At 46.9% G+C, this 26,902-nt stretch carries 28 protein-coding genes and 1 riboswitch; of the genes, 10 read left to right on the top strand and 18 right to left on the bottom strand.

Annotated elements, in window-relative coordinates:
- Positions 1–392: 392 nt before the first annotated feature.
- On the top strand, positions 393–1,625 hold the full coding sequence (locus ADU24_RS07295; protein WP_053366006.1) for an MFS transporter: 1,233 nt from the start codon (positions 393–395) through the stop codon (positions 1,623–1,625).
- A gap of 124 nt (positions 1,626–1,749) precedes the next feature.
- Here ADU24_RS07295 and ADU24_RS07290 read toward each other — a convergent pair whose 3' ends face one another.
- The gene (locus ADU24_RS07290) at positions 1,750–2,265 is read right to left on the bottom strand and encodes a hemerythrin domain-containing protein (RefSeq protein WP_053366005.1); all 516 of its coding nucleotides are present in this window, start codon (positions 2,263–2,265) and stop codon (positions 1,750–1,752) included.
- A 217-nt stretch (positions 2,266–2,482) separates the two neighbouring features.
- On the opposite strand from ADU24_RS07290, the gene ADU24_RS07285 reads away from it, so the two are divergent.
- On the top strand, positions 2,483–2,824 hold the full coding sequence (locus ADU24_RS07285; RefSeq protein WP_053366004.1) for a hypothetical protein: 342 nt from the start codon (positions 2,483–2,485) through the stop codon (positions 2,822–2,824).
- Between the two features lie 364 nt (positions 2,825–3,188).
- Here the strand turns inward: ADU24_RS07285 and ADU24_RS07280 are convergent, their stop codons facing one another.
- From ADU24_RS07280 to ADU24_RS07235, 10 genes are all read right to left on the bottom strand, one after another.
- Positions 3,189–3,473: a ferredoxin family protein gene (locus tag ADU24_RS07280; protein ID WP_053368827.1), complete on the bottom strand. Its 285-nt coding sequence runs from the start codon at positions 3,471–3,473 to the stop codon at positions 3,189–3,191.
- Complete coding sequence (locus tag ADU24_RS07275; RefSeq protein ID WP_053366003.1) at positions 3,473–4,768, bottom strand: FAD-dependent oxidoreductase; 1,296 nt, start codon at positions 4,766–4,768, stop codon at positions 3,473–3,475. Before ADU24_RS07275 ends, ADU24_RS07280 begins: the two co-directional genes overlap by 1 nt.
- A complete protein-coding gene (locus ADU24_RS07270) occupies positions 4,761–5,792 on the bottom strand; it encodes an electron transfer flavoprotein subunit alpha/FixB family protein (protein WP_053366002.1) in 1,032 nt (343 codons plus the stop codon). Before ADU24_RS07270 ends, ADU24_RS07275 begins: the two co-directional genes overlap by 8 nt.
- Positions 5,793–5,824: 32 nt before the next feature.
- Positions 5,825–6,649 carry an electron transfer flavoprotein subunit beta/FixA family protein gene (locus tag ADU24_RS07265; protein ID WP_053366001.1) on the bottom strand — a complete coding sequence of 275 codons (825 nt, stop codon included), beginning with the start codon at positions 6,647–6,649 and terminating at the stop codon, positions 5,825–5,827.
- A gap of 342 nt (positions 6,650–6,991) precedes the next feature.
- Complete coding sequence (locus ADU24_RS22965; protein ID WP_231689582.1) at positions 6,992–7,258, bottom strand: aspartyl-phosphate phosphatase Spo0E family protein; 267 nt, start codon at positions 7,256–7,258, stop codon at positions 6,992–6,994.
- Positions 7,259–7,487: 229 nt separating this feature from the next.
- Complete coding sequence (locus ADU24_RS07255) at positions 7,488–8,012, bottom strand: 1,2-dihydroxy-3-keto-5-methylthiopentene dioxygenase (protein WP_053365999.1); 525 nt, start codon at positions 8,010–8,012, stop codon at positions 7,488–7,490.
- An 87-nt stretch (positions 8,013–8,099) separates the two neighbouring features.
- Entirely contained in the window at positions 8,100–8,729 is a 630-nt protein-coding gene (locus ADU24_RS07250) for a methylthioribulose 1-phosphate dehydratase (protein ID WP_053365998.1), read from the bottom strand.
- Positions 8,723–9,397: a 2-hydroxy-3-keto-5-methylthiopentenyl-1-phosphate phosphatase gene (locus ADU24_RS07245; protein ID WP_053365997.1), complete on the bottom strand. Its 675-nt coding sequence runs from the start codon at positions 9,395–9,397 to the stop codon at positions 8,723–8,725. Before ADU24_RS07245 ends, ADU24_RS07250 begins: the two co-directional genes overlap by 7 nt.
- Complete coding sequence (locus tag ADU24_RS07240; protein ID WP_053365996.1) at positions 9,394–10,602, bottom strand: 2,3-diketo-5-methylthiopentyl-1-phosphate enolase; 1,209 nt, start codon at positions 10,600–10,602, stop codon at positions 9,394–9,396. Before ADU24_RS07240 ends, ADU24_RS07245 begins: the two co-directional genes overlap by 4 nt.
- A 99-nt stretch (positions 10,603–10,701) precedes the next feature.
- Positions 10,702–10,803: riboswitch (SAM riboswitch) on the bottom strand.
- A 75-nt stretch (positions 10,804–10,878) separates the two neighbouring features.
- A complete protein-coding gene (locus ADU24_RS07235; RefSeq protein WP_053365995.1) occupies positions 10,879–12,063 on the bottom strand; it encodes a pyridoxal phosphate-dependent aminotransferase in 1,185 nt (394 codons plus the stop codon).
- A gap of 125 nt (positions 12,064–12,188) precedes the next feature.
- Between ADU24_RS07235 and ADU24_RS07230 the strand changes: the two genes are divergently transcribed.
- Positions 12,189–12,971, top strand: a complete 783-nt coding sequence (locus tag ADU24_RS07230) for a carbon-nitrogen family hydrolase (RefSeq protein ID WP_197277564.1) — start codon at positions 12,189–12,191, stop codon at positions 12,969–12,971.
- Positions 12,972–13,012: 41 nt separating this feature from the next.
- On the opposite strand, the gene ADU24_RS07225 is transcribed toward ADU24_RS07230, so the two are convergent.
- Positions 13,013–13,594, bottom strand: a complete 582-nt coding sequence (locus tag ADU24_RS07225) for a DUF2087 domain-containing protein (protein WP_053365993.1) — start codon at positions 13,592–13,594, stop codon at positions 13,013–13,015.
- A gap of 84 nt (positions 13,595–13,678) precedes the next feature.
- Here ADU24_RS07225 and ADU24_RS22960 point away from each other — a divergent pair, with 84 nt between their 5' ends.
- On the top strand, positions 13,679–13,819 hold the full coding sequence (locus tag ADU24_RS22960) for a hypothetical protein (RefSeq protein WP_156324536.1): 141 nt from the start codon (positions 13,679–13,681) through the stop codon (positions 13,817–13,819).
- A gap of 205 nt (positions 13,820–14,024) precedes the next feature.
- Here ADU24_RS22960 and ADU24_RS07220 read toward each other — a convergent pair whose 3' ends face one another.
- The gene (locus ADU24_RS07220; protein WP_053365992.1) at positions 14,025–16,319 is read right to left on the bottom strand and encodes a thiamine pyrophosphate-dependent enzyme; all 2,295 of its coding nucleotides are present in this window, start codon (positions 16,317–16,319) and stop codon (positions 14,025–14,027) included.
- Positions 16,320–16,321: 2 nt separating this feature from the next.
- The gene (locus ADU24_RS07215) at positions 16,322–17,332 is read right to left on the bottom strand and encodes a 2-oxoacid:acceptor oxidoreductase family protein (protein ID WP_053368826.1); all 1,011 of its coding nucleotides are present in this window, start codon (positions 17,330–17,332) and stop codon (positions 16,322–16,324) included.
- Between the two features lie 309 nt (positions 17,333–17,641).
- Here ADU24_RS07215 and ADU24_RS07210 point away from each other — a divergent pair, with 309 nt between their 5' ends.
- Together ADU24_RS07210 and ADU24_RS07205 are read left to right on the top strand one after the other, a co-directional pair.
- Complete coding sequence (locus ADU24_RS07210) at positions 17,642–18,673, top strand: acyltransferase family protein (protein ID WP_053368825.1); 1,032 nt, start codon at positions 17,642–17,644, stop codon at positions 18,671–18,673.
- 185 nt (positions 18,674–18,858) lie between these two features.
- A complete protein-coding gene (locus ADU24_RS07205) occupies positions 18,859–20,604 on the top strand; it encodes a B12-binding domain-containing radical SAM protein (RefSeq protein ID WP_053365991.1) in 1,746 nt (581 codons plus the stop codon).
- Positions 20,605–20,620: 16 nt separating this feature from the next.
- On the opposite strand, the gene ADU24_RS22955 is transcribed toward ADU24_RS07205, so the two are convergent.
- Both ADU24_RS22955 and ADU24_RS23290 read right to left on the bottom strand, forming a co-directional pair.
- On the bottom strand, positions 20,621–20,770 hold the full coding sequence (locus ADU24_RS22955) for a hypothetical protein (RefSeq protein ID WP_156324535.1): 150 nt from the start codon (positions 20,768–20,770) through the stop codon (positions 20,621–20,623).
- A complete protein-coding gene (locus tag ADU24_RS23290; protein ID WP_197277483.1) occupies positions 20,770–20,931 on the bottom strand; it encodes a hypothetical protein in 162 nt (53 codons plus the stop codon). The genes ADU24_RS22955 and ADU24_RS23290 overlap by 1 nt, the downstream gene beginning before the upstream one ends.
- A gap of 155 nt (positions 20,932–21,086) precedes the next feature.
- Here ADU24_RS23290 and ADU24_RS07195 point away from each other — a divergent pair, with 155 nt between their 5' ends.
- The 4 genes from ADU24_RS07195 to ADU24_RS07180 all read left to right on the top strand — a co-directional run bounded on the left by ADU24_RS07195 (position 21,087) and on the right by ADU24_RS07180 (position 24,647).
- Entirely contained in the window at positions 21,087–21,434 is a 348-nt protein-coding gene (locus ADU24_RS07195; RefSeq protein ID WP_053365989.1) for a DUF3905 domain-containing protein, read from the top strand.
- A gap of 118 nt (positions 21,435–21,552) precedes the next feature.
- On the top strand, positions 21,553–22,977 hold the full coding sequence (gene glcD / locus ADU24_RS07190; protein ID WP_053365988.1) for a glycolate oxidase subunit GlcD: 1,425 nt from the start codon (positions 21,553–21,555) through the stop codon (positions 22,975–22,977).
- On the top strand, positions 22,974–24,314 hold the full coding sequence (locus tag ADU24_RS07185; RefSeq protein WP_053365987.1) for a (Fe-S)-binding protein: 1,341 nt from the start codon (positions 22,974–22,976) through the stop codon (positions 24,312–24,314). Before glcD ends, ADU24_RS07185 begins: the two co-directional genes overlap by 4 nt.
- Before the next feature lie 132 nt (positions 24,315–24,446).
- Entirely contained in the window at positions 24,447–24,647 is a 201-nt protein-coding gene (locus ADU24_RS07180; RefSeq protein WP_053365986.1) for an alpha/beta-type small acid-soluble spore protein, read from the top strand.
- A gap of 29 nt (positions 24,648–24,676) precedes the next feature.
- On the opposite strand, the gene ADU24_RS07175 is transcribed toward ADU24_RS07180, so the two are convergent.
- Positions 24,677–26,089, bottom strand: a complete 1,413-nt coding sequence (locus tag ADU24_RS07175; RefSeq protein WP_053365985.1) for an anti-sigma factor domain-containing protein — start codon at positions 26,087–26,089, stop codon at positions 24,677–24,679.
- On the bottom strand, positions 26,086–26,841 hold the full coding sequence (gene sigI, locus ADU24_RS07170; protein WP_231689581.1) for an RNA polymerase sigma factor SigI: 756 nt from the start codon (positions 26,839–26,841) through the stop codon (positions 26,086–26,088). The genes ADU24_RS07175 and sigI overlap by 4 nt, the downstream gene beginning before the upstream one ends.
- Between the last annotated feature and the right edge of the window lie 61 nt (positions 26,842–26,902).

The raw sequence follows: 26,902 nt of genomic DNA, 5'->3' as shown, positions 1-26,902 counted from the left end.
ATAAATCCCAAATACCTTTTGTAAATTAAAATTAACTGTAAATCCTATCTTTTTTATTTTCCGCTATATAGGTTGAAGCAAAAATTTATTTTCAAATGGAACCTTGCGGTTGATTTCCGCTCCAGGCACTCGCTTTCCGCGGGGCGTCAGTGGAGCCTCCTCGGTGCTAGCGCCTGTGGGGTCTCCACCTTGCCGCTGCATCCCGCAGGACACTGAATGGCATCGTCGAATTTGCCCACGCACGAAGGAAACGCGGTAGCGTTTTCGAGGAGTCTGTGCCTTCCTCTCCAATCAACTTACAATTCAAATAAATAGTGAGTAAAATTTATTTCAAGATATATAGTCGAAAATGCTGTAATATAGGAGGGACAAACTTAAGGGGAGCTTACAATATGAACCAGGCAGCACTAGTCCAAAAGCCTGCCGAATCCGGGCAGGCAACCACGTATAAAATACTATATATCATAGCCCTTTGCCATTTGCTGAATGATTCGCTTCAGTCGGTTGTACCCGCCATGTTTCCGATTATCGGCAAAACCCTCGGACTTAGTTTCACCCAGCTTGGCATGATTGCCTTCGCACTGAATATGGTTTCGTCTGTCATGCAGCCAGCCGTAGGATTGATGACCGATCGAAAGCCAATGCCCTATGCTTTGCCGGCAGGCCTTGCCTGTTCGATGGCGGGAATCCTCGGCCTCGCGTTTGCACCCAATTTCGCACTTATTATCCTATCTGTTATTTTTATCGGTATCGGCTCGGCGATTTTTCACCCCGAGGGATCCCGTGTCGCCTATCTTGCAGCAGGTCCCAGGAGGGGGCTCGCACAGTCGATCTACCAGGTAGGGGGCAATTCAGGACAAGCACTGGCGCCCCTTATCACAGCTTTAATCCTTGTGCCATTCGGTCAGAGGGGGGCTGCCATGTTTTCGGCAGTCGCCGCCATCGCGGTCGCCCTGCTGATGTATATCGCCCGTTGGTACACTGAAAAGCTATCTGCTTCACGAAACGCTGCAGTAAAGCAAGTTGGGGAAAACGGCGCGAAAAAGGCTCTTCCGAATGGCATCCTGCCAGCTTTGGCGTTAATCCTGCTCCTGATTTTCGCTCGCTCATGGTATATTTCCGGCATAACGAATTTTTACGCCTTTTTTGCAATTAATGAATATTCGTATTCAATCAAGCAATCACAATTCCTGCTTTTTGCATTTCTTGTGTCCGGCGCTGCCGGAACATTTTTTGGCGGGCCGCTGGCAGACCGGTTCGGCAAGAAAAATGTTATCACTGCATCGATGCTGTTTTCGGTGCCCTTTTCGGCTATCATCCCGTTTTTGCCGTCATCTGCCGCACTTGTTTGCCTGATTTTAAACGGTTTCATTTTAATGACAAGCTTTTCGGTTACGGTTGTATATGCCCAGGAACTCGTGCCTGGAAAAATTGGGCTCATGTCCGGACTCACTGTAGGCCTTGCCTTTGGCATGGGTGCGATTGGGTCTATTGGGCTTGGCTATATCGCCGATTTGGCTGGCTTGAAGGAAATGATTATCGGAGTTGGCTTTCTACCACTTCTGGGCATTTCCGCACTCCTGCTTCCATCTGATAGAAGACTAGAGCAATGGCATAAAGCCTAAACCCCTGTTCGTACCGCCTAGGTTAATGGAAGCAGCTGGCAGGGTTATTTCATAATAAAAACGGTGGCCATCCTAAATAAGGTTGGCCACCGTTTTTTTTTGAAAACCATTTTGGTTGCTTGTTCTAAATTTCTTTGATCCTTCGAAGGAGTTCCACTTTCTCATCTTCCGATAACATCCGTTGCGCCATTGGAAACAGGACATTCTCCTCTTTAGCGAAATGCTCTGTCAATGTATAGTATGCTTCTTTAATTTGGGCGGCAAGCTCGCGCATTTCATCCTCAGAAAACTCAACTCCTTGTTCCTCGGTCCTATCCAGGTAAGTGCCAATAAGTGTTTTTGCCCGATCATGCTCGTACTCCATCACAGCAATCGGACCCGAGGTGCGGCCAATATAGTGGCCCATCATTTCGAACAGGACGCCTTCCTCCCTGTCCGAATGTGGACCTAAATCGGCAATAAATTTCTTTGTCTTATTAGTCAGTTTAAGGAATGCTTGATTACTAGTATCTCCATTTTCAATCTTGCGGACTTCCTCAAGCAACCCATCTAATTGGGCAAGAAGTGGAGGATGCTCCTCTTTTAATTGCTTCAGCCCAGCACATAGTTCGACTTCAGCTGCTCCTCCAAATGCGCTCATGAACCACTCATCTTTATTTCCCCTCTCGATAGATTGTTATCTAAGGACAGTATAGGACGTTTTCGGATGATAAGTTGTGATGGCCGTCACAAGCCATGAATTTTTCACAATCTATTGGTTGCGCTTTCAAGTTTCGAAAATTTTTAACATTTACACTGGCATTCATAGCCTGCGATTTCATATAATTTAGTTAGAACCAAAAAAGGAGGGACAAAATTTGAATTTCCCACATTATAGAGACTTTTATCCAAAAATCATCATGCCGATCGGGATGAACGACACAGCCGTTTTAAAGGAATCCCCCTTTGCGGACACAGAGGCCACCCATTGGCTGATCGCGCTCCAAGGTGAACATGAAGGTTTGCCAGCCGGCTGCTGCAATTGGAAGGTTCTCGTCTACACGTCCGACCCTGAAGGTGCATTTAGCTGGGAGAAACCATATTACGCATCTTCCATAATGGAATCGATCGACTCTGCAATTGAGCTTGCACAGCAATTCGAATCATTCGGTAAAAATGATGTGCTTTGCACAATGGGTTCAGATAAAAAAATTAGCTAATCACCTAGCCCATTCTCCTCTTTTAAGCTTCTTCTTTTTGCCCTCTATTGTGAAATCCCATACATAGCATGTTAATAGTGTTTATTCCCCTATCCATTAAAACCGATTTAGTCTCCTTACAACAAAAAGGGCGAAGTGCCCATTTTTATAATTTTCATATGTGTAAAAACCAATAGAATTGGTGTATCCTTCTTTCCCGAAGGACAAGCTGCCCCTGCTGTCCAGGCACTAAGACTTTTTTCTTTTGCATTAAGGGCGGATTGTGCGGAGCCTGCCCATTCGTTAAAACCACTTTTTGCGGTGAAGATCCTAAAAAAAGCTGCCTGCAAGTGAATGCGGACAGCTTTTTAAATACGATTCTATCTTAAGCAAGCCGGAAGACGATTCCATGGCCGCCTTTTGGATATTCCCATTTAATATTCTCATAAGGACAGCCAATCCTGCAGCTGCCGCATTCATGGCAGCCCTCAAAACCTACCTGCATACGCTTTCCTTCCCATTTGTATACTTCGGCCGGGCAAAAAACAGTGCATAGCTTATCCGGGCACTTTGTCGCGCAAATATCGTGGTCCAGAACGGTTAAATGGGACTTTGTGTCACACCTGAAACGAAGGAGATACTGTTTTTCTTCGAGATTTTTGGTTGACATTATTTCACCGCCTTCCATGCGCGATAGACATCCTGCAGCACCTTGAAGGTCCCGCGTTCGCTTGTCATGCCTTTAATAATTTCCTTCTGCTTGTCACGTTTAGGTGTACCGTCGACCGTAAAGAATTTGCTCATTGCCTGGTTCATCATTGGCACATATTCCTTGAAGTACTGCGGGTATTTTTCGAACGTATGGGCTGCATCTTTGTACTTTTCAAGGTCTTTCATGATAAAGCTTCCGTATAGTGCTTCGCGGTAGCTGTTCAGGCTTGCCTCACTGAAATTGTTGCGGGCTTTCGCCTCGATGATTGCTTCCGCGGCAAGCTTTCCTGAATACATCGCCATGTTCGATCCTTCGCGGTGAATCGCATTGACGAGCTGCGCTGCATCCCCAACAACAACAACCCCATTCCCGGCTACCTTTGGCACTGACCTGAATCCGCCCTCCGGAATTAAGTGGGCCAAATATTCGGCTGATTCCCCGCCTTCAAGCATCGGGCGTACCATCGGATGCGTCTTCAGGTAGTCGAGCAGGTCATATGGCTTCAGTTTCGCTTTAATCATGCTCGACAACGTTGTACCTACACCAATATTGAGGCTATCTTTATTTGTATAAAGGAAAGCGGTCCCAAGGTTGCCTTTTGTCGAATCCCCGAATATTTCAATCGTACAGCCGTGGTTGCCTTCCAGATTGAACCTGTCGTTTATTTTCTCTTTTGGAAGATTAATCACTTCCATGACAGTGAGGGCAACTTCGTCAGGACGGAACTCTTTATGGAAACCAAGTTGCTTTCCAAGCAGCGAGTTTACTCCGTCAGCGAGGACAACAACATCCGCGTATACATCGCCATCCGGCCTGTCAGTTCGGACCCCAATAACCTTCCCGTTCTCGACAATGCATTCCGTTACTACCGTCTCATTAATCAGGAGCGTACCTTGTTCGACAGCCTTTTGTGCAAACCACTGGTCGAACTGCGCCCTTAGGACTGTGAAATTGTTGAATGGCTCACTTGCCCACTCCAGGCCTTTATAGCCGAAGGAAACGACCGATTCCTTATCCATCATCCAAAAACGCTGCTCAACGACCGGCCGCTCAAGCGGTGCTTCCTTCCAAAACTCAGGAACCAATTCCTCTGTCTGTTTTCTGTAAAGGACGCCGCCCATTACGTTTTTGCTTCCAGGGTATTCCCCTCTTTCAATCAGCAGCACTTTCAATCCGTTCTTCGCGCACACAAGGGCGCATGCCGTACCGGCTGGGCCGGCGCCAACTACGATTACATCAAATTTTTCAGGCATAACTGATTTCACCGCCCTTTTGGTTCCTCATCTGTTTAAACTGTTCTGTCAATTTCGGGACGATTTCGAGCGCATCCCCTACAATCCCGTAAGTGGCCACATCAAAAATCGGCGCATTCGGATCCTTATTTATTGCAATGATAATCTCTGAGTTCTTCATGCCGACGACATGCTGAATTGCTCCTGATAGGGCAATGGCAAAATAGATTTTTGGCGTAACCGTTTCCCCGGTCTGGCCAATTTGGAGATGGTGGGGCAGCCAGCCAGCCTCGACAACATCCCTCGTCCCGCCAACGGTTGCGCCGATTGCGTCGGCTAAATCGTTGAGCATTTGGAAGTTTTGCAAATCCCCCATACCTTTTCCGCCGCAGACAATCACATGGGCATCAGCGAGGTTTGCTTTATTTGTTATGTCTTTCACAATTTTAAGCACTTTTGTGCGCATATCGTCTTCGGAAAGGGCTATGCTCTCTTCAATGATTTTCCCGGTCCGCGAGCCGTCCGGTTCGAGCGCTTTCATCACTTTTGGCCTTACTGTTGCCATTTGCGGCCTATGCTTTTTGCAAAGGATGGTAGCCATGATATTTCCTCCGAATGCCGGCCTGCTGGCTTCAAACAGGCGGTTGTCAAGGTCAATATCAAGCATCGTCGTATCGGCGGTCAAGCCGGTGTTTAAATCGGTCGCGACAGCGCTTGCAAGATCCTTCCCGTTAGGCGTCGCACCATAAAGAAAAATTTCCGGTTTATACTTTTCGGCAAGCATGATGACGCCCTTCATGAATGACTCTGTCCGGTATTGTTTCATAACGGGGTGGTCGATAACATACACTTCATCCGCCCCATACGCGATTACCTTTGAAGCAAGCGGCTTTATGCCATGCCCCATCAGCACCCCAGCTAGTGGTACCTCGAGCTTATCGGCAAGCTTTCTGCCCGCACCGAGCAGCTCTAGTGAAACGCCTTCAATATTGCCCTCTGTTTCTTCTATAAAAACCCAAACCCCTCTGTAGTCATCTATATTCATCAGAATCCTCCTATCCCCTTATGCTGATTAAATTAATTTGCCGATTTGGGCGTCAACAGCTCTTTTTTATCCATAAGGAGGCTGATTAGCTCCTTTACCTGCTCATCCGCGGTGCCTTCGAGCCTTTTTCCTCCTTCGGGTTTTGGAGGAGAAAACATTTTGCCTACGATGGTCGGGGATCCTTTTAGCCCCAGTTGGGTACGGTCAACGTTTTCGAAATCGCTCACTGCCCAGATGACTGGTTCGTACCTTGCCGCCTTAATCATGTTCGGCAGCGGGGAGTACTCGATTTCATTTATTTCCTTTTCAACTGTCAACAGGCATGGAAGCTGGGATTGAATTAATTCATAGCCGTCCGTTTGCTTCCGTTTAATAAGGACGGTCTTTTCCTTTAAATTTACTTCTGATACTTCAATAACATTCGTGACAGGCGGGATATCCAGCCTCCTGGCAATACCTGGCCCAACCTGCCCTGTATCCCCATCGATGGCATGCTTTCCGCAAATCACCATATCAATGGGCATTTCCTTGCTGATTTTTTCAAGCGCTTTAGAAAGCGCATAGCTTGTGGCCAGCGTATCAGCACCGGCGAACGCGCGGTCTGAAATTAAATAGCCCCTGTCGGCCCCGATTTCGACGCTTCGCTTAATGACAGCGGTTGCCTGGGGCGGCCCCATTGAAAGAACAGAAATTGTTCCTCCCGTCATCTTCCTGATCTTCACAGCTTCCTGTACGGCATGGGCGTCATATGGATTTAGGATGGCTGGCGCGCTCCGCCTGTCAAGCGTGTTTGTTTTCGGATTGATTTTAATGATTTTTGTATCTGGTACCTGTTTGACACAAACAACAATATGCATGTACTACCTTCCCCTCTGCAGGATATTTGTGCAAGCGCTTCCTTTAATAATTCATTTAATGCTTTTGTTTTACGATATATGATTCGTAAAACGAGCATAGTACCAACAAAAAAACGTTGGAAACACATGATGGCCGTCCCGGCACTGTTACGCAGGCAGCCTGGAATAGGAAAAACAGGCGGGGCGGTTATTAACATAGCTGTTAATACTACTATAAAAAATATTCAGATATAGACAATGATATAAATCACATCTTCTGGATTTTTAAATAAATTTTAGGAGAATTAAGGACATTTTAAGAAATAAAAAAAAGAATGCCATTAAGCATTCCATTCATTGGGTTTAAATCGCTGACTGGACCACGAATCTTTCCCGGATATTTGCACTCGCGGGCGGCCATTTAGAAACGAAAGTGCCGGCACCGTTGGGCGGCTGCCAGCAAGTTTGCCTTGCCTTTTGATAAACGGCAATCAACTCATCCAGTTCCTGGCTGTATTTGATCGTCCTTTCGTTCGTAAATCCATTTTCATTTGCGGAATCGATCATCACTTTTCGTTTCTTTTTAATCTCGTCCAACAGTTGCAACAGTTCAAAATTATTTATAAACACCTTTATCCTGCCTCCAGCTAAATCCATTATTTTACAATAGAGTTCGGCCCCAGCATCGTAAAAAAGAGGCGCTTGTTGCATTATGCCAGCCTTTCGGATCAAAGTAAATAGATTCGCAAAACAGGTCAAAACATCTGATATTTCTTCGTTATTCGACATGGCCTGTTTCTTTATTTTCCGAAAAATGCAAATAGCCGGCATGCACTTGCGCCGGCTCTCTTGAGTATATTCATATAGCTTTTTCGTAAATCGGCACCCATCCTTCAGAGGTTACAAATATCCTGATTGCCACAACCTTCCTGTCGTCCTGGAGGGTGAAATAGTGGCGCACATTTTCTGGAACAGAAATCAGGTCGCCAGGGTCAAGGTTCACTTCAAAGAATTCCCCATTATTCCCCTGGATGACAAAGATGCCATGCCCGCTTACAATAAAGCGGACTTCATCATCTGTATGATGATGTTCTTTTTTGAAATTCTCGAGAAGTGTATCAAGATTTGGGGTTGACTCGGAAAGCGAAATGACGTCCTGGGCCTTATAGCCGCGCCTCGCGGAAATGTCCTTGATTTCATTTTCGAATGCCTTCAGAATCTGATCCTTGTCCTCATTGGAAAGAGCGTAGTTTTCCTTCAGGTTTTCCGGCAGCTTTGCGACATCCCACTTTTCGTAAATGACTTCCTGAGACTCAAGGAATGACGCTACTTCTTCCTGCCCCCGCAACTCTTTACCGCTAGTTTGAAAACTGATCCATGCCATTTAATAAACCTCTTTTCTTTTTTGTTTTTGGCAAGGTTTGCACCGGTTTGATTCCGCTCCAATCAACCAGGCTCCTTCCAGTAATTTTTACACTACCTTGAATAATTGGAATGGTTTGTGCTCGAGAAGTCGGAGCTGATATTTGAATAAAAATTCGGAGGCTTCCAATAACTTCTTTGCCTCAAACGCGTTCCTGCCCCATACCGTGATTCCATGGTTACGAATTAACACCGCTCCCGTATCGCCTTTGACATGCTGTGCGAATTCCTTGGCCAAGGTCGGAATATGGGCATAGTTCCGGATAATCGGGATTTTCAAAACCGCATCCTCATCCCATTTATCGAATGCCTTGATAATTTCCTGGCCCTGGAAAGATACTTCCCCGCGGTCCCCGTAAATTTCTGAAATAACGTTGTTATCTATTGTATGGACATGGAGGCTGCAGCCCGCTTTTGTCCTTCTGTATATTTCAACATGGAGGAGCGTTTCGGCTGAGGGCTTCAAATGGGTTTCCCCCACAGGGCTGCCAAACTCATCGACCAGTAAAAAATCTTCATCCGTCCTCTTCCGCTTGTCCTTTCCGCTCGCTGTGACAAGGAATTGCAGCGGCCTGTCGCCCACCTTGATCGCCAGGTTGCCGCTCGTCCCCATAAACCAATCACGTCCTGAAAGTTCATCCTTTACATCTGCAAGCTCATTCCACTTTTCATTCAGCATGCCTGCTCGTTCACCCCTGTCCGTTTTTTAATTGATTCAATGCAATCAAGAAAGCTTTCAAATGGCGAATGGGATAGGCCCCATTCTTTACACTTCTCCAAAAGCAAATCCCGGGCCAGTACGAAATCCGCCTGTTTTGCCGCTTCAAGATCGGTTACTGAATCGCCGATGACGATTTTAAAATAATCATCCCCGTGGCCAAGCCTCCTGATGACACTTGGCTTGCAGCAGCCGCAGCCATTTCCGCACTTTTCATCACAGCTGTTGGGCCAGAGGATGCGGATCGTTTCTCCAGCGAAGTCCGAGCTGTTGCAGAAAATACCATCAAACGGCCCATATTCGGAAAGGACTGGAAGGACGAAGAAATCGATCCCTCCGCTTATGATATATAAAGGAATGCCTTCTTCCCTCGTAAAAGCTACAAACTCATCGAATCCATGCCTGATTCTTGCCTGTTCAATCGCAAATTCGGCAATCTGGTTTTTTTCGTCCGTAGGGAGCAGGGAAAATAGTTCCCCAACCCCTTTTTTAATCGAGATTTCCCCCGAAAGAATCTGGTCCTTAATCCGTTCCCATCCAGGCGGGGCAAAGGTCTTCATGATTGAAATAATGTTGTCCTTTTCGGTAATTGTTCCGTCAAAGTCACAGTAAATAACAGGTTTTTTCATTTCGCACCCTCCTTTTGAGGTATCCCCCATAAGGCAAGCGCCTGTTGAAGTTCCTGCTGGCATTCAGCCGCCTCCGACAAGCTGTGGCCTGCGAGAACCACATCGATTGCCTGGCGGAATGCCTTCCCTCCAGCCGCCGCTCCTCCTGGATGTCCATGCACTCCACCGCCCGCATTGATGACCGAATCAATCCCGAAATCGGAAATCAGCAAAGGTACGAGGCCCGGATGAATTCCTGCCGACGGAACCGGGAATGACCTTTTTAAGGAATCGTCTTTAATAAGCTCTTTTGCTATCCCAAGCGCGCTTTCCCTTTCAAGCGCCACCGAGCCGTACGGTGATGGGAACAACGCGAGGTCCGCACCGGCATATCTGAGCAATTTTCCTAAAAGGAGTGAATGTGAAACCCCATATTCTGGCGATGAAGCAATTGCCCCGCTGAAGGCGGGATGCGCCATGATTGGCAAGCCTATATTCTCGTCCTCCCTCAGTTCCTGGAGGACATCGAGCCCGTAGGAAAAAACATTGACCAATAGTGCATCAGCACCTGCTTCCGCAAACCTTTTTGCCTTTTCCCCGAGTTCAGAAGTCCTCCCCGTCAAGTTCACAGCGTAGAGGGTCCTGTGCCCGGTTTCGGAATACACTTCATCCAGTATGCGGCGCCCTGCCTCAATTCTTTTATCTGATGGAGTCAACGGATTTTCAAAAAGGATCTCATCATCCTTGACGATGTCAACCCCGCCCCGTGCCTGCTCCTTTAATTGGCTTGAAAGAAACTCGACGTCCTTCCCCAGGACTCCTTTAAATATGCTCATCAAAAGCGGGCGGTTATGGACGCCAAGCTTGTCCCTTAAGCCATCAATACCAAAGCGCGGACCGGGAAAAAAGCTTTTCAGTTCTTCACTGAATTCCAGGTCCAGAAGCCGGATTTTCCCGTCCAGTGACAATTTTCCAAAGACGGTAGTTAGGATGGCTGGCAAATCAGCGGAAAAGTTGATTGCGGGATACGCAATAGAGAGTATCGCGCTGTTTTCATTCGCCTGTTCAACAGATACGATCCTCCCTTTGTGTTTCCGCAGCTGCTCCTGTTCAAGTGCGGGTAAGTTTGTCCAGGAGCCGACCGTCAGACCCAAAGCGATTTCCTCCGCTTTCTTCGCCGGATTTCTTTCATCCCCAACGTGATATGTTGCTATCAATTCACTCATGGTGTCCTTCCTTTCCTGAGCAGTTTTCTATATCAGGCTTGAAATTTAGCATTAAAAAAACCCCTTCCAAAGAAGAGGTTAGCGCGGCAAACTAATCTCTTCTCATCTATCAGCTTTCGCTGCAAGAATTAGCACCGTGCTTAAAATAAGTCGGTTGCCGGGCTTCATAGGGCTAGTCCCTCCGCCTGCTCTTGATAAGAAAATGATTTTTAATATATTTACTATTTTCATAATGTTTAGATTTAATATGGATTATCGCAGGAAATAATTTTGTTGTCAAACATTTTTTTGGAAAATTTCCAGTGAGGCAATCCTGCTTACCGCTTCAGCTAGCCTTTCCTCAGATGCAAGGAGGCCAACGCGGACAAAGCCCTCGCCGAATTCGCCAAAGCCGATCCCCGGCGCAACCATGATATGCGCTTTTTCAAGAAGATAGTCGGCAAATTCCATCGAACTAAACCCTTCCGGAACCTTCAGCCAGGCAAAAAAAGAACCTGCCGGCGCAGCAACGTCCCAGCCAATATCCCTTAAACCGCCAATGAGCGCCTTTCGCCTACCTTCATACAAACGGACTAGTTCATCAACGCAATCCTGCGGGCCATTAAGCGCTTCGGCGGCCGCCTCCTGGACAGCTCCAAACAGGGAGACGTACAAATGGTCCTGCATCAGTTCAATTGCAGAGACGATGCTTTTGTTGCCAACTGCAAAACCTACTCTCCAGCCGGCCATATTGTAGGTTTTCGAAAGGGTATAAATTTCAATCCCAATCTCCTTCGCCCCTTCGGACTGGAGGAAACTGACCGGCTTTTCCCCCCCGAACCCTATCGCCCCGTAAGCAAAATCGTGGACAACACACATACCGTGTTTATTCGAAAGCGACACGGTTTCATCGAAGAACTCCTTTGTCGCAACCGCACCGGTAGGGTTGTTCGGATAGTTGAGAATCATGAGTTTCGTGTTTTCCAAAACTTCAACCGGCATTGCTCCATAATCGGGAAGGAAGCCGTTTTTCTCTAGGAGCGGCATCATTTCAAGCTTCACCTGTGTAAGGGCCGCGCCCGATAAATAATCAGGATAACCCGGGTCGGGAACAAGCATCGTGTCCCCCGGATTCAGGAGGCATTGTGGAATCTCAACAAGCCCGGCTTTCCCCCCAAAAAGGATTGCCACCTCGGTGCCGGGATCGAGCTCGACATTGTATTCACGTTTATAAAAATTGGCGACGGCTTCCTTCAGGTACCTAAAGCCCTGAAAAGGGGAATATTTATGGTTTACTGGATTTTCGGCAGCCAGCTGGAGCCGCTTCACAATGTGGGGCGGTGTAGGCTGGTCAGGATTTCCCTGCCCAAGGTTGATAACATCATGGCCTTGCGCAATCGCCTCGCCTACCTTTTTGACAAGCCCCGCGAAAAACTGGCCGGGAAGGCTGTTCAATAATTCAGACTTCGGGTATTCCTTCACAAATGACCACCTGCTTTTAAATGATTTATATAATTATGGAAATCTAGTCACAAATGATATAACGTAATAGGTATCTTGTAAAGAAGTTTTTTACTTTTCTGAAATAAGGGGGAATTAGCTTGAAAATGAAAATTGCCATTGCCCAAATGGATATCTCCTATGGAAAACCCGCGGAGAACTATGCGATCGCGGACAGATTGATTGATGAAGCTGCTAAAGGGAATCCCGACCTCGTTGTCCTGCCCGAACTATGGACGACGGGATACGACCTTGAAAGGCTTGATGAAATTGCCGACAGCCAGGCTGCAGAATCCATCGCCTTTCTTGGCAAAAAAGCGGCCGAGAAGAAGGTCAACCTGATTGGTGGATCGGTTGCGAACCGCACCAGCGCCGGCGTGGAAAATACGATGCTCGCTGTTTCAAAAGAAGGAAGCCTTGTCCATACATACAGCAAGCTTCATCTGTTCCAGCTGATGGATGAACACCATTATTTTATCCCAGGAACCGGAACCGCGAATTTCGAACTCGGCGGCCGTGTGTTTGCCGGCTTTATCTGCTATGACATCCGCTTTCCCGAATGGCTAAGGAAACATGCATCTAAAGGGGCGGAAGCTATCTTCGTGGTAGCGGAATGGCCAAAGGCAAGGGTTGCCCATTGGCGCGCGCTCCTGATTGCCAGGGCAATTGAAAACCAGTGCTTTGTTATTGCCTGCAACCGGGCGGGAAGCGACCCTAAGAATGTATTTGCTGGCCATTCCATGGTCATCGATCCGTGGGGCGAGGTAATTGCTGAAGCTGGCGAAGGCGAAGAAATCCTTACGGCTGAAATTGATCTTGAAAAGGTGAAGGAAGTTCGGGGTATCATACCGGTTTTTGAAGACAGAAGACCGGAACATTACTGCGAATAGGATGAAAAGGAGGCGCTTGGCAGCTGCCTCCTTTTCTCGTTTTACGGCTTCGCCCACATTACTTCCGGATTCAGTTCGTAAATGCCGTTTTCCCTGTACATATAATGGTTGATGATGAATTCCCGGCGGATGGTCGCGTAATCATCATGGAACTTCTTGATGAATTCATTAATTTCCTTTTCCTCGTACTTTTTGCCTTTTGCCAGGCCCCTTACGAGTTGTTCAAAGACATAGAGCTTCTTCTTGCGTTGGGCTGGAATGTTTTTTAGCTTCCCCTCCGCTGTAAAGAAGTTTGCGATAACCTTCTGTCTCTCATCGTTTGCATTAGCCATTTCACCTAGTTCCTCCCCTTCCCGATTCGCAAGCTGTGTTAGCGCCTTTGCATGCTGCCCCAGTACTTTTTCATTCAGGTAAAAATAAATTGTATTTTTGTCCCTTCTTTCAAAGACAACATGGACATCCCGAAGTTTTTTCAAATGATGGGTAATCGTTGGCGGCGTCAGCCCAAGTTTGCCTGCGATTGCCTGGCCATGAAGCGGGCCGGCCGCCAAGAGCGCAACAATCCGGATGCGTGTTGGATCGCCCATGGCTTTATAGAATGAAACGAGCTTGTCTAATTGCATATCTATCACCTTCGTTTATCTAATTCGATATATATCTAATTAGATTTATATCAATTGTTTTTTGAATAGTCAAGATGATTTTGAATGAATTTTCCGAATTTGGATTTGCGTTACCAGACCGATGACTTTGTCCAAATTGTGACAGTTCTCGATAAGTGGAAGGAAATTTTCGATATCCTTCTAAAAGTTTTCGATATATCCAAAAAAGTTTCGATAAGGGCATGAAAATTTTCGAAATATTGTCCAAGCCCTATAAAAATGCAACCTTTTCACTCTTGATACAAAACAAATTTGCCACTAATACCAAATTGAAACCGGAAACCGGGATGCCTTTTCCCAAAAAACCCCATCCCTGTTCACCATAACAGAAAAAAGCGGCCTTTTTTTCACAAAAGGACCGCTTTGCATGAATTTATAGCAAGGATATGATTTACAGCATTGGATGGTCGTGCTTTGCCTTTAGCCGCTGCCAGCGGTTTTCGATTTCCATTTCAAAGGCAGAAAGCATTTCCTTGTTTTCTTCCTTCAGTAAATGCTTGGATTTTCCCATGTATCTCAGCCATTCGGAAGCAGGCACACGCTTATTTTTTTCTTCCGGATTGTACGTGATTGTGGTAACGCCTTGTTCAATCTCATACAGCGGGAAGAAACACGAATTCACTGCCGCCTCCATGATTGTGTTCCCGTACCTATCCTCTGATTTCCAGTTCAGCGGGCAGGTAATTAGTATTTTCCCATAAACGGTACCGACATTCTGTGCATACCACTGTGCCTTCGCACCCTTTTTGACTAGGTCCTGCGGGAATGCTTCCGTACCTGTGAAGACGTATGGAATATTCGCCGCTGCCATCAGCTGTGCCGTGTCCTTATGGTGGAAGCTCTTGCCTTGTTGGGTTTTCCCTACACTCGTTGTGCTTGTCATATGGCCCATTGGGGTGGAATACGACATTTGCGAACCAGTATTCATGTAGCCTTCGTTATCGTATTCAACGATGATGAGCTTATGGCCGCGGAGCGCGGTGCCAATTGCAGAGCCCATTCCGATATCCATTCCGCCATCGCCGGTGACCATTACGAATGTCACATCATCGGCAACCTCGATTTCCCCGCGTTTTTGCAGCTCAAAGAATGCCTCGACCGTACCGGACAGCGTTGCCGCTCCGTTCTGGAAAAGGTTGTGGATCATCGTTTGCTTGTGGGAAGTGTACGGATACGCTGTCGTCGTTACATAGGCGCACCCCGTCTGGTAAAGGACGACAATATCCCCCTCGATTCCCTTAAAGAACAGCTCAAGCCCCGGGAATATGCCGCAGCCCGGGCAGGCGCCGTGTCCTGAACCGAGCCGCTTCGGTTTCGCTGCAAGCGCCCTGAGCGGCGGTATTTTCACCTTCAATTTGCCGGTTTCCCCATCCATTGTCACATCGATCAGGCCGGAATTATACGTTTCTCCATATTGTGGCTCAATGACCGGCTTGAGCGCTTTTTCCGGGTTGCCTGGAACAATCCCGTAATAATCAAACGGTTTTTCGGCATAGCCCTTTTCCATAGCGCCGATGGCCAGTTCAAAAAACGCTTCGGCATCATCCGCGTAAAAATCCTTTCCGCCAAGCCCGAATACCCTGCTTAGGACAACCGTTGCGTTTTCCTTATCTTCCTGAAGCGCCGATTTCACTTCATTCGTAAGATTCGGCCCATGTGCCCCATACGAATCGGCACGCTCGCCCACAAGCAAAGCCTTGATGTTCTTTAGCGCTTCACGGATTTCTTTCGCCGGGAACGGACGAATGATATTCGGTGAGATGACGCCCGCCTTGATCCCCTTTGCCCGCAGCTTGTCAACAACATCCTTCGCTGATTCGGCAGCGGAATTCAGAAGGAACAAGGCAACTTCAGCATCCTCCATTTTATAAAGGTCGAGCACAGGATATTCTCTGCCAGATAGTTTCGCATATTCAGCCGCAACTTCCTTGAAAACTTCCCCGGCGGCATAAATCGCTTCGGACTGCTGGAAGTGGTTGTTCATCAAGTCTTCACCGTTCATATGCGCGCCAATCGTAACAGGCTTTTTCGGATCCCTTGCAAAATTGTAGTCAATCGGGCAATCGCCGACAAACTGTTGGACAACAGAGCGGTCCTTGAAATATTCTACCCTTCTCTTCTGGTGGGAAGTGAAAAATCCATCATAGGCAACGATGACGGGCAAACGGACTTTCGAATGCTCGGCGATTTTCAGTGCCATGATATTCATGTCATAAACCGCTTGTGGAGTCCTCGCTGTAAGAATGACCCAGCCTGTATTCAGTGCATAGTACAAGTCTGAATGGTCTCCCCTTATATCAAGAGGGCCGCTGACAGCCCTCGTTACAAGATTCATGACCATTGGAAAGCGCGTCCCCGCCTGGACAGGAAGCTGCTCGATCATGTAGAGAAGGCCGTTGGCGCTCGTCGCGTTGAATACGCGCGCACCTGTTGCCGCCGCACCATAGCAAATCCCTGCCGATCCATGTTCCCCATCCGCAGGAATCAGCTTGATGTCATGCTCTCCCCTCGCCTTCATCATGTCAAGGTATTGAGCTACCTCGGTAGAAGGAGTGATTGGGAAGTACCCCATAATATGATAATTGATTTGCGCCGCAGCCATAGCGGCCATTTCATTGCCGGATTCAAAGGTGAGCAACTGCTCTGCTTTTGCGGTTTCCATTAGTTCTTTTTCCAACATGGCCATGTTTATATCCTCCCTGCTGCATAAGGAAAGTTTTGCCGTACCCGGTTGGCATCTGCGTAGCCAATCGTCTCGCGCAGGTCGCCGAGCGCATCGGTCGGGCACGCCTCAACACATTTCAGGCAGCCTTTGCAGTATTGATAATCGATGCCTTTCAAAAACATTTGCTCCCTGCCGCGCTTGTCCTCACCCTTTTCCCACACAAAGCAGAAATCGGGGCAAACCGTATCGCATGATGCGCAGTGGATGCACTTTTCGATTTTCAATTCAGGAAGGAAACCTTGTCTTGAACCGCTCAAATCCTTAAGGATGCTATTTGCCGGAGCGGTAATGGCACCGCCTATTTCCTGGGTAAAATAGCCAAGCTGTGGAAGCGGCCTCGTGAAAGTCTTGCCCTCGGCACCAGCCGGCACTTCATATTGCTTGAAACGGACTTCATTGTATCCACGGTCAAAAGTCCTGATATTCGGTTCGACCATGTGCGGGTATTTCTTTTCAAACGTTTTCCTGATAACTTTCCTCATCGCATCCGGGTCAAGAAAATCGCATATCCTGAAAAGCGCGCCAAGCATTGCTGTATTCACCTTCGTTTTCTCTTCGACGGCAATTGTTAGCGCGTCGACAATTGCCAGTGTCCCGTATTCCAGTTGCAAATCCTTTTTGATGCCGTCAAAATCCCTGGCCGAGTTGACAAGGACAATTCCCTCGGCATCCAGGCCGCTGACAACATCAACCATTTTATACAAAGCTTCATGGAAAACCCCGATTATATGCGGCTGTTCAATCGGGCTATGATCCCGTATTTCAACATCAGGATCACAAAAACGGATAAAGCTTTTAACAGGCGAACCCTTTTTCTCAGAACCATAAGACGAAAAATTCGAACCGTTTAGCCCAAGCCCAAGCACCCCCGCTTCAGCAAGCATTTTTCCGGCCAGGTTTGCCCCAAGGCCGCCAATCGATTCAAGGCGTATTTCAAAAAATCCAAGTTCATTTCTTTTTGGCAGTATAGACATGTTTTCCCTCCCAATTCCCTTCTTGATTTCCCTGCAGGCTAATAAGCCGGCATCCCCACCATCTATTTTAGGCATCAGCGGATATTTTCGCTGTGACAAATGTTATACAACCCTAAAAAATTTTAGATACAGTACGAATACTCTTTTCATGAACACAGGCTTTGCAAAGGTTGGAGGTTATCCATAACAACTAATACAGATTACCATTTGTAATATAACAGGTTGCTGGATTTCATTACCTGTTTCAAAAAATCACTTTCGGGTATTAGGCAAGTGGGATTGCTGGGGGTCTCTTAGTTGGAGGAAATAATGAAAAAACGAAACTACTACTTTGACAATGCAAAATTCATCCTGATTTTTCTCGTTGTTTTCGGCCATTTGCTAAGGGCGTTCATTGAGGATAATGAGGTCTTTTTCGCGCTTTACAAGGTTATTTACACGTTCCACATGCCCGCTTTCATCCTGATCTCTGGTTTTTTTGCCAAAGGTTTCAATGAAAAGGGTTATGTGGGGAAAATAGCGAAGAAATTAATTCTTCCGTATATCTTTTTCCAGGTAATCTATTCTGTTTTTTATTTTTATCTATACCAGAAACCAAGCCTAAGGATTGACCCTTTCGATCCACAGTGGTCGCTCTGGTTTTTGGTCAGTATGTTCTACTGGAACCTAATGCTGATATTATTCACAAAAATTAGGCCATCCTTTGCGATCGCCGCCGCATTTGCAGTCGGATTGTTGATTGGCTATATCGGCTGGGTTTCGAATTACTTGAGCCTTTCCAGAACATTCGTGTTTTTCCCGTTATTCCTTGTCGGTTATTACATGAGGAAAGAGCATTTTTATTCGCTATTCACCATCAGGAAACGAATCGTTGCGCTTGGACTATTCCTTGCGGTTTTCGCCGGATTTTATTTTTATCCGGATATGCAGTACCAATGGCTTTTTGGCTCAAAGCCGTATGAGGCAATGGGGGTCGCTTCTGTGTGGGCGATGTTTAAAAGGCTCGGCATATACGCACTTAGCCTTGTCATGGTAATGAGCTTTTTCGCATTCGTTCCAAGGAAACAATATTTCTTTACTACGCTAGGCAAAAACACGCTTTACGTATACCTGCTACATGGTTTTTTCGTAAAAGTTTTTCGTGAGAGCGCTTTTGTTTCCTATTTTGACAAGACGGAAAGGATTGTCCTGCTTGCCGGCATGTCACTCATCATTGTCTTCGGGCTATCAAGCAAGCTGATTACATCTTTTACCCAGCCGCTGATTGAATTGAGGACCTCGCGGACTAAGAAATTGCTAGGCAGGCTGTCAGGCGGCCTGCGGCTTAACCAAGAGCGCTAATAAAAATAAGAGATACCATAAACCCACAATGCACATGATAATTGTTTCCCAAATCCCTTCCGGCAACTGGAAGGGATTTATCTTTCCCCATATCAGGCAACATTCTTTAAAATTTCCTTCCTTTTACATCCCATCGTGATTATACTAAAATACTGATTAAGAACCTTTTAGAGGAGTTACTAAAAATGAAGATTATTTGTTCAACGCTGAACGCTAAATATATCCACACGAATCTGGCAATCCGTTACCTCAAGGCATATGCGGCTCCCGAGTTCACGATTGAACTGGCGGAATATACTATTAAGGACCCGGCAATGAATATCGTTTCCGACCTTATTGCCAGAAAACCGGATATCATAGGATTTAGCTGTTATATTTGGAACATCGAAGAAACACTTAAAGTGATTTCGATGATAAAAAAAATCGATCCGGCTATCGCCATTGTCCTTGGCGGACCGGAAGTAACCTATGATACAACCGAATGGATGGAAAAAGTCCCTTCAGCGGATTTCATCGTTATCGGGGAAGGGGAGGCGTCGTTCAAGCAGCTTCTTACGGAACTTGAAAGCGGTGAACCGGACTTTGGCAAAGTGCCCGGATTGGCTTTTAGGAGGGATGGGAACGTAACAATCAACCTCCAGGCCGGCAAGCTCGATTTGAAAGAGCTTCCTTCCCCGTACCGCTTTCCGGAAGACATTCCCCATCTGGCCAAAAGGGTCACATACATTGAAACAAGCCGGGGCTGCCCATTCAGCTGCCAATTTTGCTTATCGTCCATCGAGGTTGGGGTGCGGTATTTCGACAGGGAGAAAATAAAGGACGACATCCGCCATTTGATGGCAAACGGGGCAAAAACAATTAAATTCGTTGACCGCACTTTTAATATAAGCAGAAGTTATGCAATGGATATATTCCGCTTCCTGATTGATGAGCACCTGCCGGGAACGGTTTTCCAATTTGAAATAACAGCCGATATCATGCGGCCGGAAGTCATTGAATTCCTGAACACCGAAGCACCGGAAGGATTGTTCCGTTTTGAAATCGGTGTGCAGTCGACGAACGATTATACGAATGAGCTTGTAATGAGGAAGCAGAATTTTGACAAGCTAAAGCGAACTGTCACGATGGTGAAGAAAGGCGGCAAAATTGACCAGCATCTTGACCTGATTGCCGGCCTGCCGGAAGAAAACTATCATTCCTTCCGCAAAACCTTCAATGATGTGTTTGAGATGAGGCCCGAAGAGTTACAGCTCGGTTTCTTGAAAATGCTCCGTGGGACTGGCCTCAGGATCCGCGCAAGTGAGCATGAATACATTTTTATGGACCAGGCTCCTTATGAAATACTTGGCAACAACGTCCTTCCATTTGAGGATATCATTCGCATCAAGCAGGTCGAGGATGTACTGGAGAAATACTGGAACAGCCACCGGATGGACGCCACGATTGAATACTTGATTGCCCATGAATTCGAGTCACCGTTTGATTTCTTCCAGGAATTCGGAGCCTATTGGGACGAAAAGGGCTGGGCCAGGATTGGCCATCAGCTTGAGGACCTGTTCAAACGCCTTCAGTCCTTTCTCTCATCGAGGAATACACGCAACATGGAAATTGCAGAAGGGTTAATGATGTTCGATTATTTATCAAGGCACAAATACAGCCCGCGTAAACCATGGTGGGAAAAACGCTTCGATAAAAAGGACAGGAGCATCTTCTATCAACGCCTGCTCAACAATCCGTCACTCGCCGGCAAATCGTTTCAAAGCCTCGGCCTCTCGGAAAAGGAAATGTACAAGCATACTATTTTGGAGCCTTTAGCCTTTGACCTGGGCGGCTACTTGTCTACAGGAGAAATCCGGGCAGTACCTTCCGCCTTGGCGGTATACTATGACCCATCCGGAAAAGGGCCGCTAATAGGTTCCTTTGCACAATAAGCCGGCGAATGCCGGCTTATTTTTTTACTTTTTCAGCTTGTTCCTTATCCTTTTTATTTTCTTCCCGGCCCATTGCAAAAAGTTCATACAGTTTAATCCCGTTCACATCACCGAATTCGATGCTGAACTCTTCCCGGTTGGCATGTCTTTGGACTTTATCCTTCATCAGCTCCGCCCTTTCCGCCCAAGTTTGGAATTCCGGTTTGCTCCTTTCATCGGATCCTCCTCATGGGCAAGTTCGGCAGAGAAATCCGACTCCCGAGTATTTTTATAAGGGGTCTTGCTATATTTCTCAACCGCATTCCGCTCCGCTTTTCGCTTAGCCATTGATATGATGCCTCCTTTTTCATTAGTCTCTTTCTCCAGCGCTATTTTCATGCATGGCCAATTGTTCCATGAAATCCCCTTCCTTCTGGGTGCCCCCTATGCGGGGATAAAACCATTCCGTTTTTCAAAAAATAAAGAAAAAAGGAGGAAAGAGAATGGCTAACGATGCGGACGAATTAAAACGGCCCGAAATCGATGGGACTCTCCCCCACCAAATCAATGCACCTGATTTCAAAGGAACAGGCATGGCCATGGAACCGCCCTTTATGAACGAGCATAATGTAATCATTGGAGACAGCCGCTATGCTTCCCCAAACTCCCCGCTTGAAAATTGGACCGAAGAAACGGATCCGGAAATTATGGCAGGCGATCAATGGGTCCATCCAACAAACGATATTGGCTGGAACACTGCCGAGAACAGGGGGCTACTTGAAAGCAAGCAAAAGCCACGGGCGGTTCCTTTCATGCATCCGCAAATTGATACAGGAAAAGGCACGGACTAACATAGAAGAACCGCCTCACTCATGCAGGCGGTTCTTTTACTATTTCTTTTTAAAAGCAGAAATCGGACAATTCAGTTTATAATGACAGTAGAAGTACTTCTAGGATGGGAGGATCTATATGCTGGCACAAGGAATTTCAGAGCAAATAAAAAACAAATTTATCGCGGTTGTATCGCCGGAAAATTACGAGGACACTCAAACGAGCCGGCTCGTTTATTCCTATGATGCGACACCAAATTACCAGGCGATGCCTGAAGCAGTCATTAGCCCGAGGAATACCCGGGAGGTGTCAGAGGTCCTGAAAATTTGCAACGAATATCGGATCCCTGTCGTTCCAAGGGGTTCAGGTACGAACCTATGTGGAGGCACATGCCCAATTGAAGGGGGAATTGTCCTTTTATTCAAACATATGAACAAAATCCTTGAAATTGATGAGGCGAATTTGACGATTACAGTCCAGCCCGGTGTATTGACTGGCCAAATCATCCAGGCGGTGGAAGCGAGGGGGCTTTTTTATCCACCTGATCCAGGGTCAATGAATATCTCAACAATAGCAGGTAATATTAGCGAAAATGCCGGAGGCCTCCGCGGGCTTAAATACGGGGTTACGAGAGATTACGTAATCGGCTTGGAGGCGGTATTGCCAAATGGCGATATCATCCGGACTGGCGGGAAGCTTGCAAAGGATGTCGCAGGCTATGATTTCACCCGCCTGTTTGTCGGCTCTGAAGGAACGCTCTGTGTCGTTACCGAAGCAATCCTGAAACTCCTTCCCTTACCGGAAACGAAAAAGACCGGACTGGCACTTTTCGGGGATCTTGAATCGGCTGCCAGGGCGGTATCGAGTATCATCGCCAACAAGATCATACCGGCGACGCTTGAATTCCTTGACAATGCAACCATCAGGGTCGTTGAGGATTATGTAAATATCGGCCTCCCCGTCCATGCCGAAGCCATCCTATTGATTGAACAGGACGGCCCGCCCGAAATCGTTGAGCGTGACATGGCCAGGATAACGGAAATTTGCCTCCAGGAAAACGCATTTTCTGTCGAGGTTGCCCAAACGGCACAAGAAGCAGAAGCACTGAGGACGGCAAGAAGGACGGCTTTATCCGCCCTTGCAAGGCTTGCTCCGACAACAATTCTTGAGGATGCGACAGTCCCGCGTTCCGAAATTGCCAGGATGGTTAAGTCGATTACAGAAATCGCCGGGAAATACAATCTCAATATTTGTACATTCGGCCATGCAGGCGATGGAAACCTTCATCCAACCTGCCCGACCGATATCCGGAACCGCGAGGAAATGGAGCGTGTCGAAAAGGCATTCGAAGAAATATTCGCAAGAGCCATCGAGCTTGGCGGAACGATTACCGGGGAGCACGGAGTCGGCATCATGAAAGCCCCCTACCTTGAAATGAAACTCGGTAAGGAAGGGATTGCCGCCATGAAGGCTGTCAAAGCGGCACTCGATCCGAACAACATCATGAACCCTGGTAAAATTTTTGAGGGAGACAGCCGAAACCGGGTGGTGGTGTCAAGATGACTAATGTAAAGGTACGGGAATCCATTCAGAGCGGTTTCAAAGCGAGGATGGATGAAGACGAACTATTGAATTGCATGCGCTGCGGGTTTTGCCTGCCAAGCTGTCCGACCTATATCGAATCCGGATTTAAGGAAAACCATTCCCCGCGTGGGCGCATCGCGCTGATGAAGGCAGTCGCGGATGGGCTGATCGAGCCTGATGCAGGCTTTGAGCGCTCATTGGACCTTTGCCTTGGCTGCAGGGCATGTGAGACGGTGTGCCCGCCCGGCGTCAAATACGGCTCCCTTCTTGAGGAAGCACGCGATATCATCGCAAACAATAAATCTTATTCACTCCCGGTAAGGCTCACCAGAAAGGCCGCTTTTAAAGGACTTTTTCCGCACCAGAACCGGATGCGCGCGGTTGCGGGCCTAATTGGATTTTACCAGAGGTCCGGGCTGCAAACTGCCGCCAGGAAAATTGGGTTTATGAGCCTCCTGCCTGAGAGGCTTGCTTCCATGGAAAAAATACTGCCTGATGTTCCAACGATGAAGGAATTAAAAAACAGGCCTGAATTTTTGCCGGCATCGGGCAAAAGAACCATGAGGGTTGCATTTTTCAGAGGCTGTTTAATGGATACAATGTTCCTGGAAACGAATAATGCGACAATCAAGCTTCTCCAGCTTGCCGGCTGCGAGGTGGTTATACCAAAAAGCCAGGCTTGCTGCGGTGCGCTCCATGGCCATTATGGTGAAAAAGATTCGGCAAAGGAATTAGCGAAAAAGAATATAGATGCGTTCGAGGGGTCAGGAGCGGATTATATTATTTCCAACGCAGGAGGATGCGGCGGCTTCCTTGTCGAATACGGGCACCTGTTTCAGAATGATGCGAAATGGCGTGGTCGGGCCACTGAGTTTTCTGGAAAAGTGAAGGATATATCAGAAGTTTTGATTGAAGCTGGATTCCTTGGCAAAGTAGAACTCGAACTTCCGCAGCAAATTGTCACGTATCAGGATTCCTGCCACTTACGGAATGCAATGAAAACCGCTTCCGCTCCCAGAGCATTGTTAATGGCGGTAAAAGGCGTCAATTACCGGGAAATGGACGAGGCAGACCGCTGTTGCGGTTCCGCTGGCATCTACAACATATTAGAATCGGAAATGTCCATGAAGGTTCTGGATTACAAAATGGAGAAAGTGAAAAATACTCATGCCGCAACAATTGTAACCACGAACCCCGGCTGCCTGCTGCAGATGAAGCTTGGCATTGAACGGGAAGGCTTATCAAAGTCAATGCGGGCGGTCCATATCGCGGATTTGCTTCTTGAGGCTGTAAAAACGGCAACGCCTGCTATTTAAGAAACGCCTTCACCAAGGTAATTTTCTATATTGCCAAACGGAATAAGAATTACCACTAATATTTTCTGTCTCCTCTCGAAAAACTATTCCTACAGAGATACAATCTCTGAAGTTAATGAAGGAGTGAGATCCATGGCAAGAAACAGCAATCAGCTGCTTGTTCCAGGAGTGGAACAATTCCTTGACCAGGTCAAATATGAAATCGCCCAGGAGTTTGGCGTCCAGTTGGGTTCGGATACGGTTTCCCGCGCAAATGGTTCTGTTGGCGGAGAAATTACGAAACGGCTCGTTCGCCAGGCCCAGGCTCAAATGACCGGGCAAGGCAACCAATAACAATCGAATACAAATGGGAAAAAGTCCGGCTATTTGCCGGACTTCTCTTTATTATTACTTTTTGTTTTGGCTTTCTGCCCATCGTTTTTTGATGATGGATCTTTTCTTTCTCGATTTTCGTTGTTACTATTATTCTTCTGGCCATTACTATCTTGTTTGTTGCTATTTTCTCCGCTCTTTCCTTTCGTTCCGTTGCCTTTGTTATCGTTTTGTTTGTTGCCCTTGTTATCGTTTTGTTTGTTGCCATTTTGTCCATTCCTGCTGTTTTCATCAGGGGTTTTGTTTTGCCCTTTACTTTTGCCCTGCTTGCTTTGGGCATTGGGCTTTTGGCTGCCATTCCCATTTACGCTGTTCTTTTCATTCTTGTTGTCTTTCTTTTGTTCCGGGTCACCACCTTTTACATCACTGCCCTTTTTTCCCTGGTTATCGCCCTTGCTATTTCCATTTTTTTGTTCGTTGCCGTTTCCTTTGCCGTTTCCTTTGCCGTTTCCATTACCGTTCTTCTTACTTCCATTGCCAGTATTGTTATGATTGCCTTTTTGGCTGTTTTTGTTTTCTTTCTGTTTGCCCTCGTGTTTTCCTTTTCCGTCTTCATCCTTTGGGTTTTTAGGCCCATTTCCCTTGCTTTCGGGATTCACTGGGACGACTGGTTTTACAGGGTCGGCTTTTTTTATCTGGCCCGGTGCGGATGATTTCCCTGCATCGGATGGAACAGCGGATTCGCTTGACGCAGGATCATCCTTCATTTCCAGTTGGGCATTCCCCTGCTGTTTGGCAACAGCCCCAACCTTGTAATGGCCCGTGGTCACTCCGCGTTTATGGGCTTCTTTCAAATCTTTTGCCGTAGCGCTCACAACCGTTACTTCATGTTCTTCCCTTTTGGCTGCCTCGGATATTTCCCGAATTGTTTCATCGAGCCTAAGGTCGGCCATCTCTTCTTTTTCGCCGGTTTTCACCGTGGAAATAATCACTTTATTCGTTGTCGCAAAATAGCCCTGGCGCCCGATTTCGGAAAGGATTTTCTCTGCCACTTCGGATACATCTTCCTTTTTCCAATCTTTCAGGCCGGAGACAATTTTCTTTCCTTCCTTGTTGTAGCCATTCATCCTCAGTACTTGCATTTTTTCATTGACCCCTAGCTCAATGCTCGGGTTCACATCAATGGACATATATGCGTAAACTTGATTGCCGCTGCCCAGCGGGAATATCGCCGAAGCCATAATGATCAATGCCGCTGCTGCAGACATCCAAATCTTCTTCATACCGGCCAGCTCCAACATCGCTTTTCTCTTTTTTGTATGCGGTTGGATGGCAGGTTCAAACGTAATCTCTTGGCCGATCGAGTACATTTTTCCTTTCCTGCTCGCCCTCAAAAATTCTCCCTCAGGGGTCAATAAGGTTAGAAACGACTCATCCATTTCCAAAATGATACCTGTTCTCATGAATCAAGCACCCCTTTTATATAATCCTTCATATACACATAATCGCCGGACATGATCAGAGCCATCGCGATAATATACTTCCTGTTTCGTTCGAGTGTTTTTCGGCTAACATGTACCAGGTCTTCCAATTGCTTCATTGGAAGCCGTTTTTTAACGAGAAGGCTTTCCCGTAGTTCTTCATTTTCAGCAAGCAGCCTTGCCGCCTCAATTGCATTCTTGCGGGCATCCGCATGTTTTGGCGCCTGGTCGACCAAGTCCTGAAAACTTAAGTCGTATTCACGAAGATGTTTTTGAAAACGGAGAATTTCTTCTCTCCTCAATTCCTCATCCGTCTTTTTCCGGTAGTCGTCGAGTGATATTTCGTTCTCAATCAAAGCTCCCCTTGAATCAGGCTCTCCGGTCTCTGACTGCAGCTCTAGGCTAACGGTCTGATTCTTCGCTTCCTTCCGGATATGGTCAATGACACGCCTTTTTATCAGCACTTCGGCAAAGCTTAGCAGCGAGCTTCCTTTATCAGGGGAATATTTTTGGATTGCTTCGTTAAACGCAATAAGGCCTATGCTAAACTCATCGTCTGATTGAACGATATACCTTTTGCATACAACCGAAACAGTTTTGGCAATGAACGGCTTATAGGCTTCAATCAGTTCATTATTCAGCTTCTTGTCGCCCTGCTGTATTAATCTGACAGACTCTTCTAGCGTCTGCTTCTTTTTTTTGGCTAAGAACAATAAGCTTAGCATAAACCTCACCTCTCTAATCCCCAATTATAGCATATGAGAGATGCCTGTGGTTTAATTGGGAGAAAAGATA

This window comes from Bacillus sp. FJAT-27245 (assembly GCF_001273955.1).
Taxonomy (GTDB): domain Bacteria; phylum Bacillota; class Bacilli; order Bacillales; family Cytobacillaceae; genus Bacillus_D.
Note: the sequence above shows the minus strand (reverse complement) of the source record. Positions and strands in the feature narration are given on the sequence as shown.

What these genes read in the sequence shown, in the direction of transcription:
- ADU24_RS07245 (WP_053365997.1), bottom strand. Translation starts at nt 9,397, where the DNA reads ATGAAAAAACCTGTTATTTACTGTGACTTTGACGGAACAATTACCGAA.
- ADU24_RS07250 (WP_053365998.1), bottom strand. Translation starts at nt 8,729, where the DNA reads ATGCTGAATGAAAAGTGGAATGAGCTTGCAGATGTAAAGGATGAACTT.
- ADU24_RS07175 (WP_053365985.1), bottom strand. Translation starts at nt 26,089, where the DNA reads ATGAGAACAGGTATCATTTTGGAAATGGATGAGTCGTTTCTAACCTTA.
- ADU24_RS07210 (WP_053368825.1), top strand. Translation starts at nt 17,642, where the DNA reads ATGAAAAAACGAAACTACTACTTTGACAATGCAAAATTCATCCTGATT.
- ADU24_RS07270 (WP_053366002.1), bottom strand. Translation starts at nt 5,792, where the DNA reads ATGAATATAGATGACTACAGAGGGGTTTGGGTTTTTATAGAAGAAACA.
- ADU24_RS07195 (WP_053365989.1), top strand. Translation starts at nt 21,087, where the DNA reads ATGGCTAACGATGCGGACGAATTAAAACGGCCCGAAATCGATGGGACT.
- ADU24_RS07185 (WP_053365987.1), top strand. Translation starts at nt 22,974, where the DNA reads ATGACTAATGTAAAGGTACGGGAATCCATTCAGAGCGGTTTCAAAGCG.
- ADU24_RS07180 (WP_053365986.1), top strand. Translation starts at nt 24,447, where the DNA reads ATGGCAAGAAACAGCAATCAGCTGCTTGTTCCAGGAGTGGAACAATTC.
- ADU24_RS07225 (WP_053365993.1), bottom strand. Translation starts at nt 13,594, where the DNA reads ATGCAATTAGACAAGCTCGTTTCATTCTATAAAGCCATGGGCGATCCA.
- ADU24_RS07220 (WP_053365992.1), bottom strand. Translation starts at nt 16,319, where the DNA reads ATGGCCATGTTGGAAAAAGAACTAATGGAAACCGCAAAAGCAGAGCAG.
- ADU24_RS07280 (WP_053368827.1), bottom strand. Translation starts at nt 3,473, where the DNA reads ATGTCAACCAAAAATCTCGAAGAAAAACAGTATCTCCTTCGTTTCAGG.
- ADU24_RS07240 (WP_053365996.1), bottom strand. Translation starts at nt 10,602, where the DNA reads ATGAGTGAATTGATAGCAACATATCACGTTGGGGATGAAAGAAATCCG.
- ADU24_RS07230 (WP_197277564.1), top strand. Translation starts at nt 12,189, where the DNA reads ATGAAAATTGCCATTGCCCAAATGGATATCTCCTATGGAAAACCCGCG.
- glcD (WP_053365988.1), top strand. Translation starts at nt 21,553, where the DNA reads ATGCTGGCACAAGGAATTTCAGAGCAAATAAAAAACAAATTTATCGCG.
- ADU24_RS07205 (WP_053365991.1), top strand. Translation starts at nt 18,859, where the DNA reads ATGAAGATTATTTGTTCAACGCTGAACGCTAAATATATCCACACGAAT.
- ADU24_RS07255 (WP_053365999.1), bottom strand. Translation starts at nt 8,012, where the DNA reads ATGGCATGGATCAGTTTTCAAACTAGCGGTAAAGAGTTGCGGGGGCAG.
- ADU24_RS22960 (WP_156324536.1), top strand. Translation starts at nt 13,679, where the DNA reads ATGAATTTTCCGAATTTGGATTTGCGTTACCAGACCGATGACTTTGTC.
- ADU24_RS07265 (WP_053366001.1), bottom strand. Translation starts at nt 6,649, where the DNA reads ATGCATATTGTTGTTTGTGTCAAACAGGTACCAGATACAAAAATCATT.
- ADU24_RS22955 (WP_156324535.1), bottom strand. Translation starts at nt 20,770, where the DNA reads ATGAAGGATAAAGTCCAAAGACATGCCAACCGGGAAGAGTTCAGCATC.
- ADU24_RS07290 (WP_053366005.1), bottom strand. Translation starts at nt 2,265, where the DNA reads ATGAGCGCATTTGGAGGAGCAGCTGAAGTCGAACTATGTGCTGGGCTG.
- ADU24_RS07295 (WP_053366006.1), top strand. Translation starts at nt 393, where the DNA reads ATGAACCAGGCAGCACTAGTCCAAAAGCCTGCCGAATCCGGGCAGGCA.
- ADU24_RS07215 (WP_053368826.1), bottom strand. Translation starts at nt 17,332, where the DNA reads ATGTCTATACTGCCAAAAAGAAATGAACTTGGATTTTTTGAAATACGC.
- ADU24_RS07275 (WP_053366003.1), bottom strand. Translation starts at nt 4,768, where the DNA reads ATGCCTGAAAAATTTGATGTAATCGTAGTTGGCGCCGGCCCAGCCGGT.
- ADU24_RS23290 (WP_197277483.1), bottom strand. Translation starts at nt 20,931, where the DNA reads ATGGCTAAGCGAAAAGCGGAGCGGAATGCGGTTGAGAAATATAGCAAG.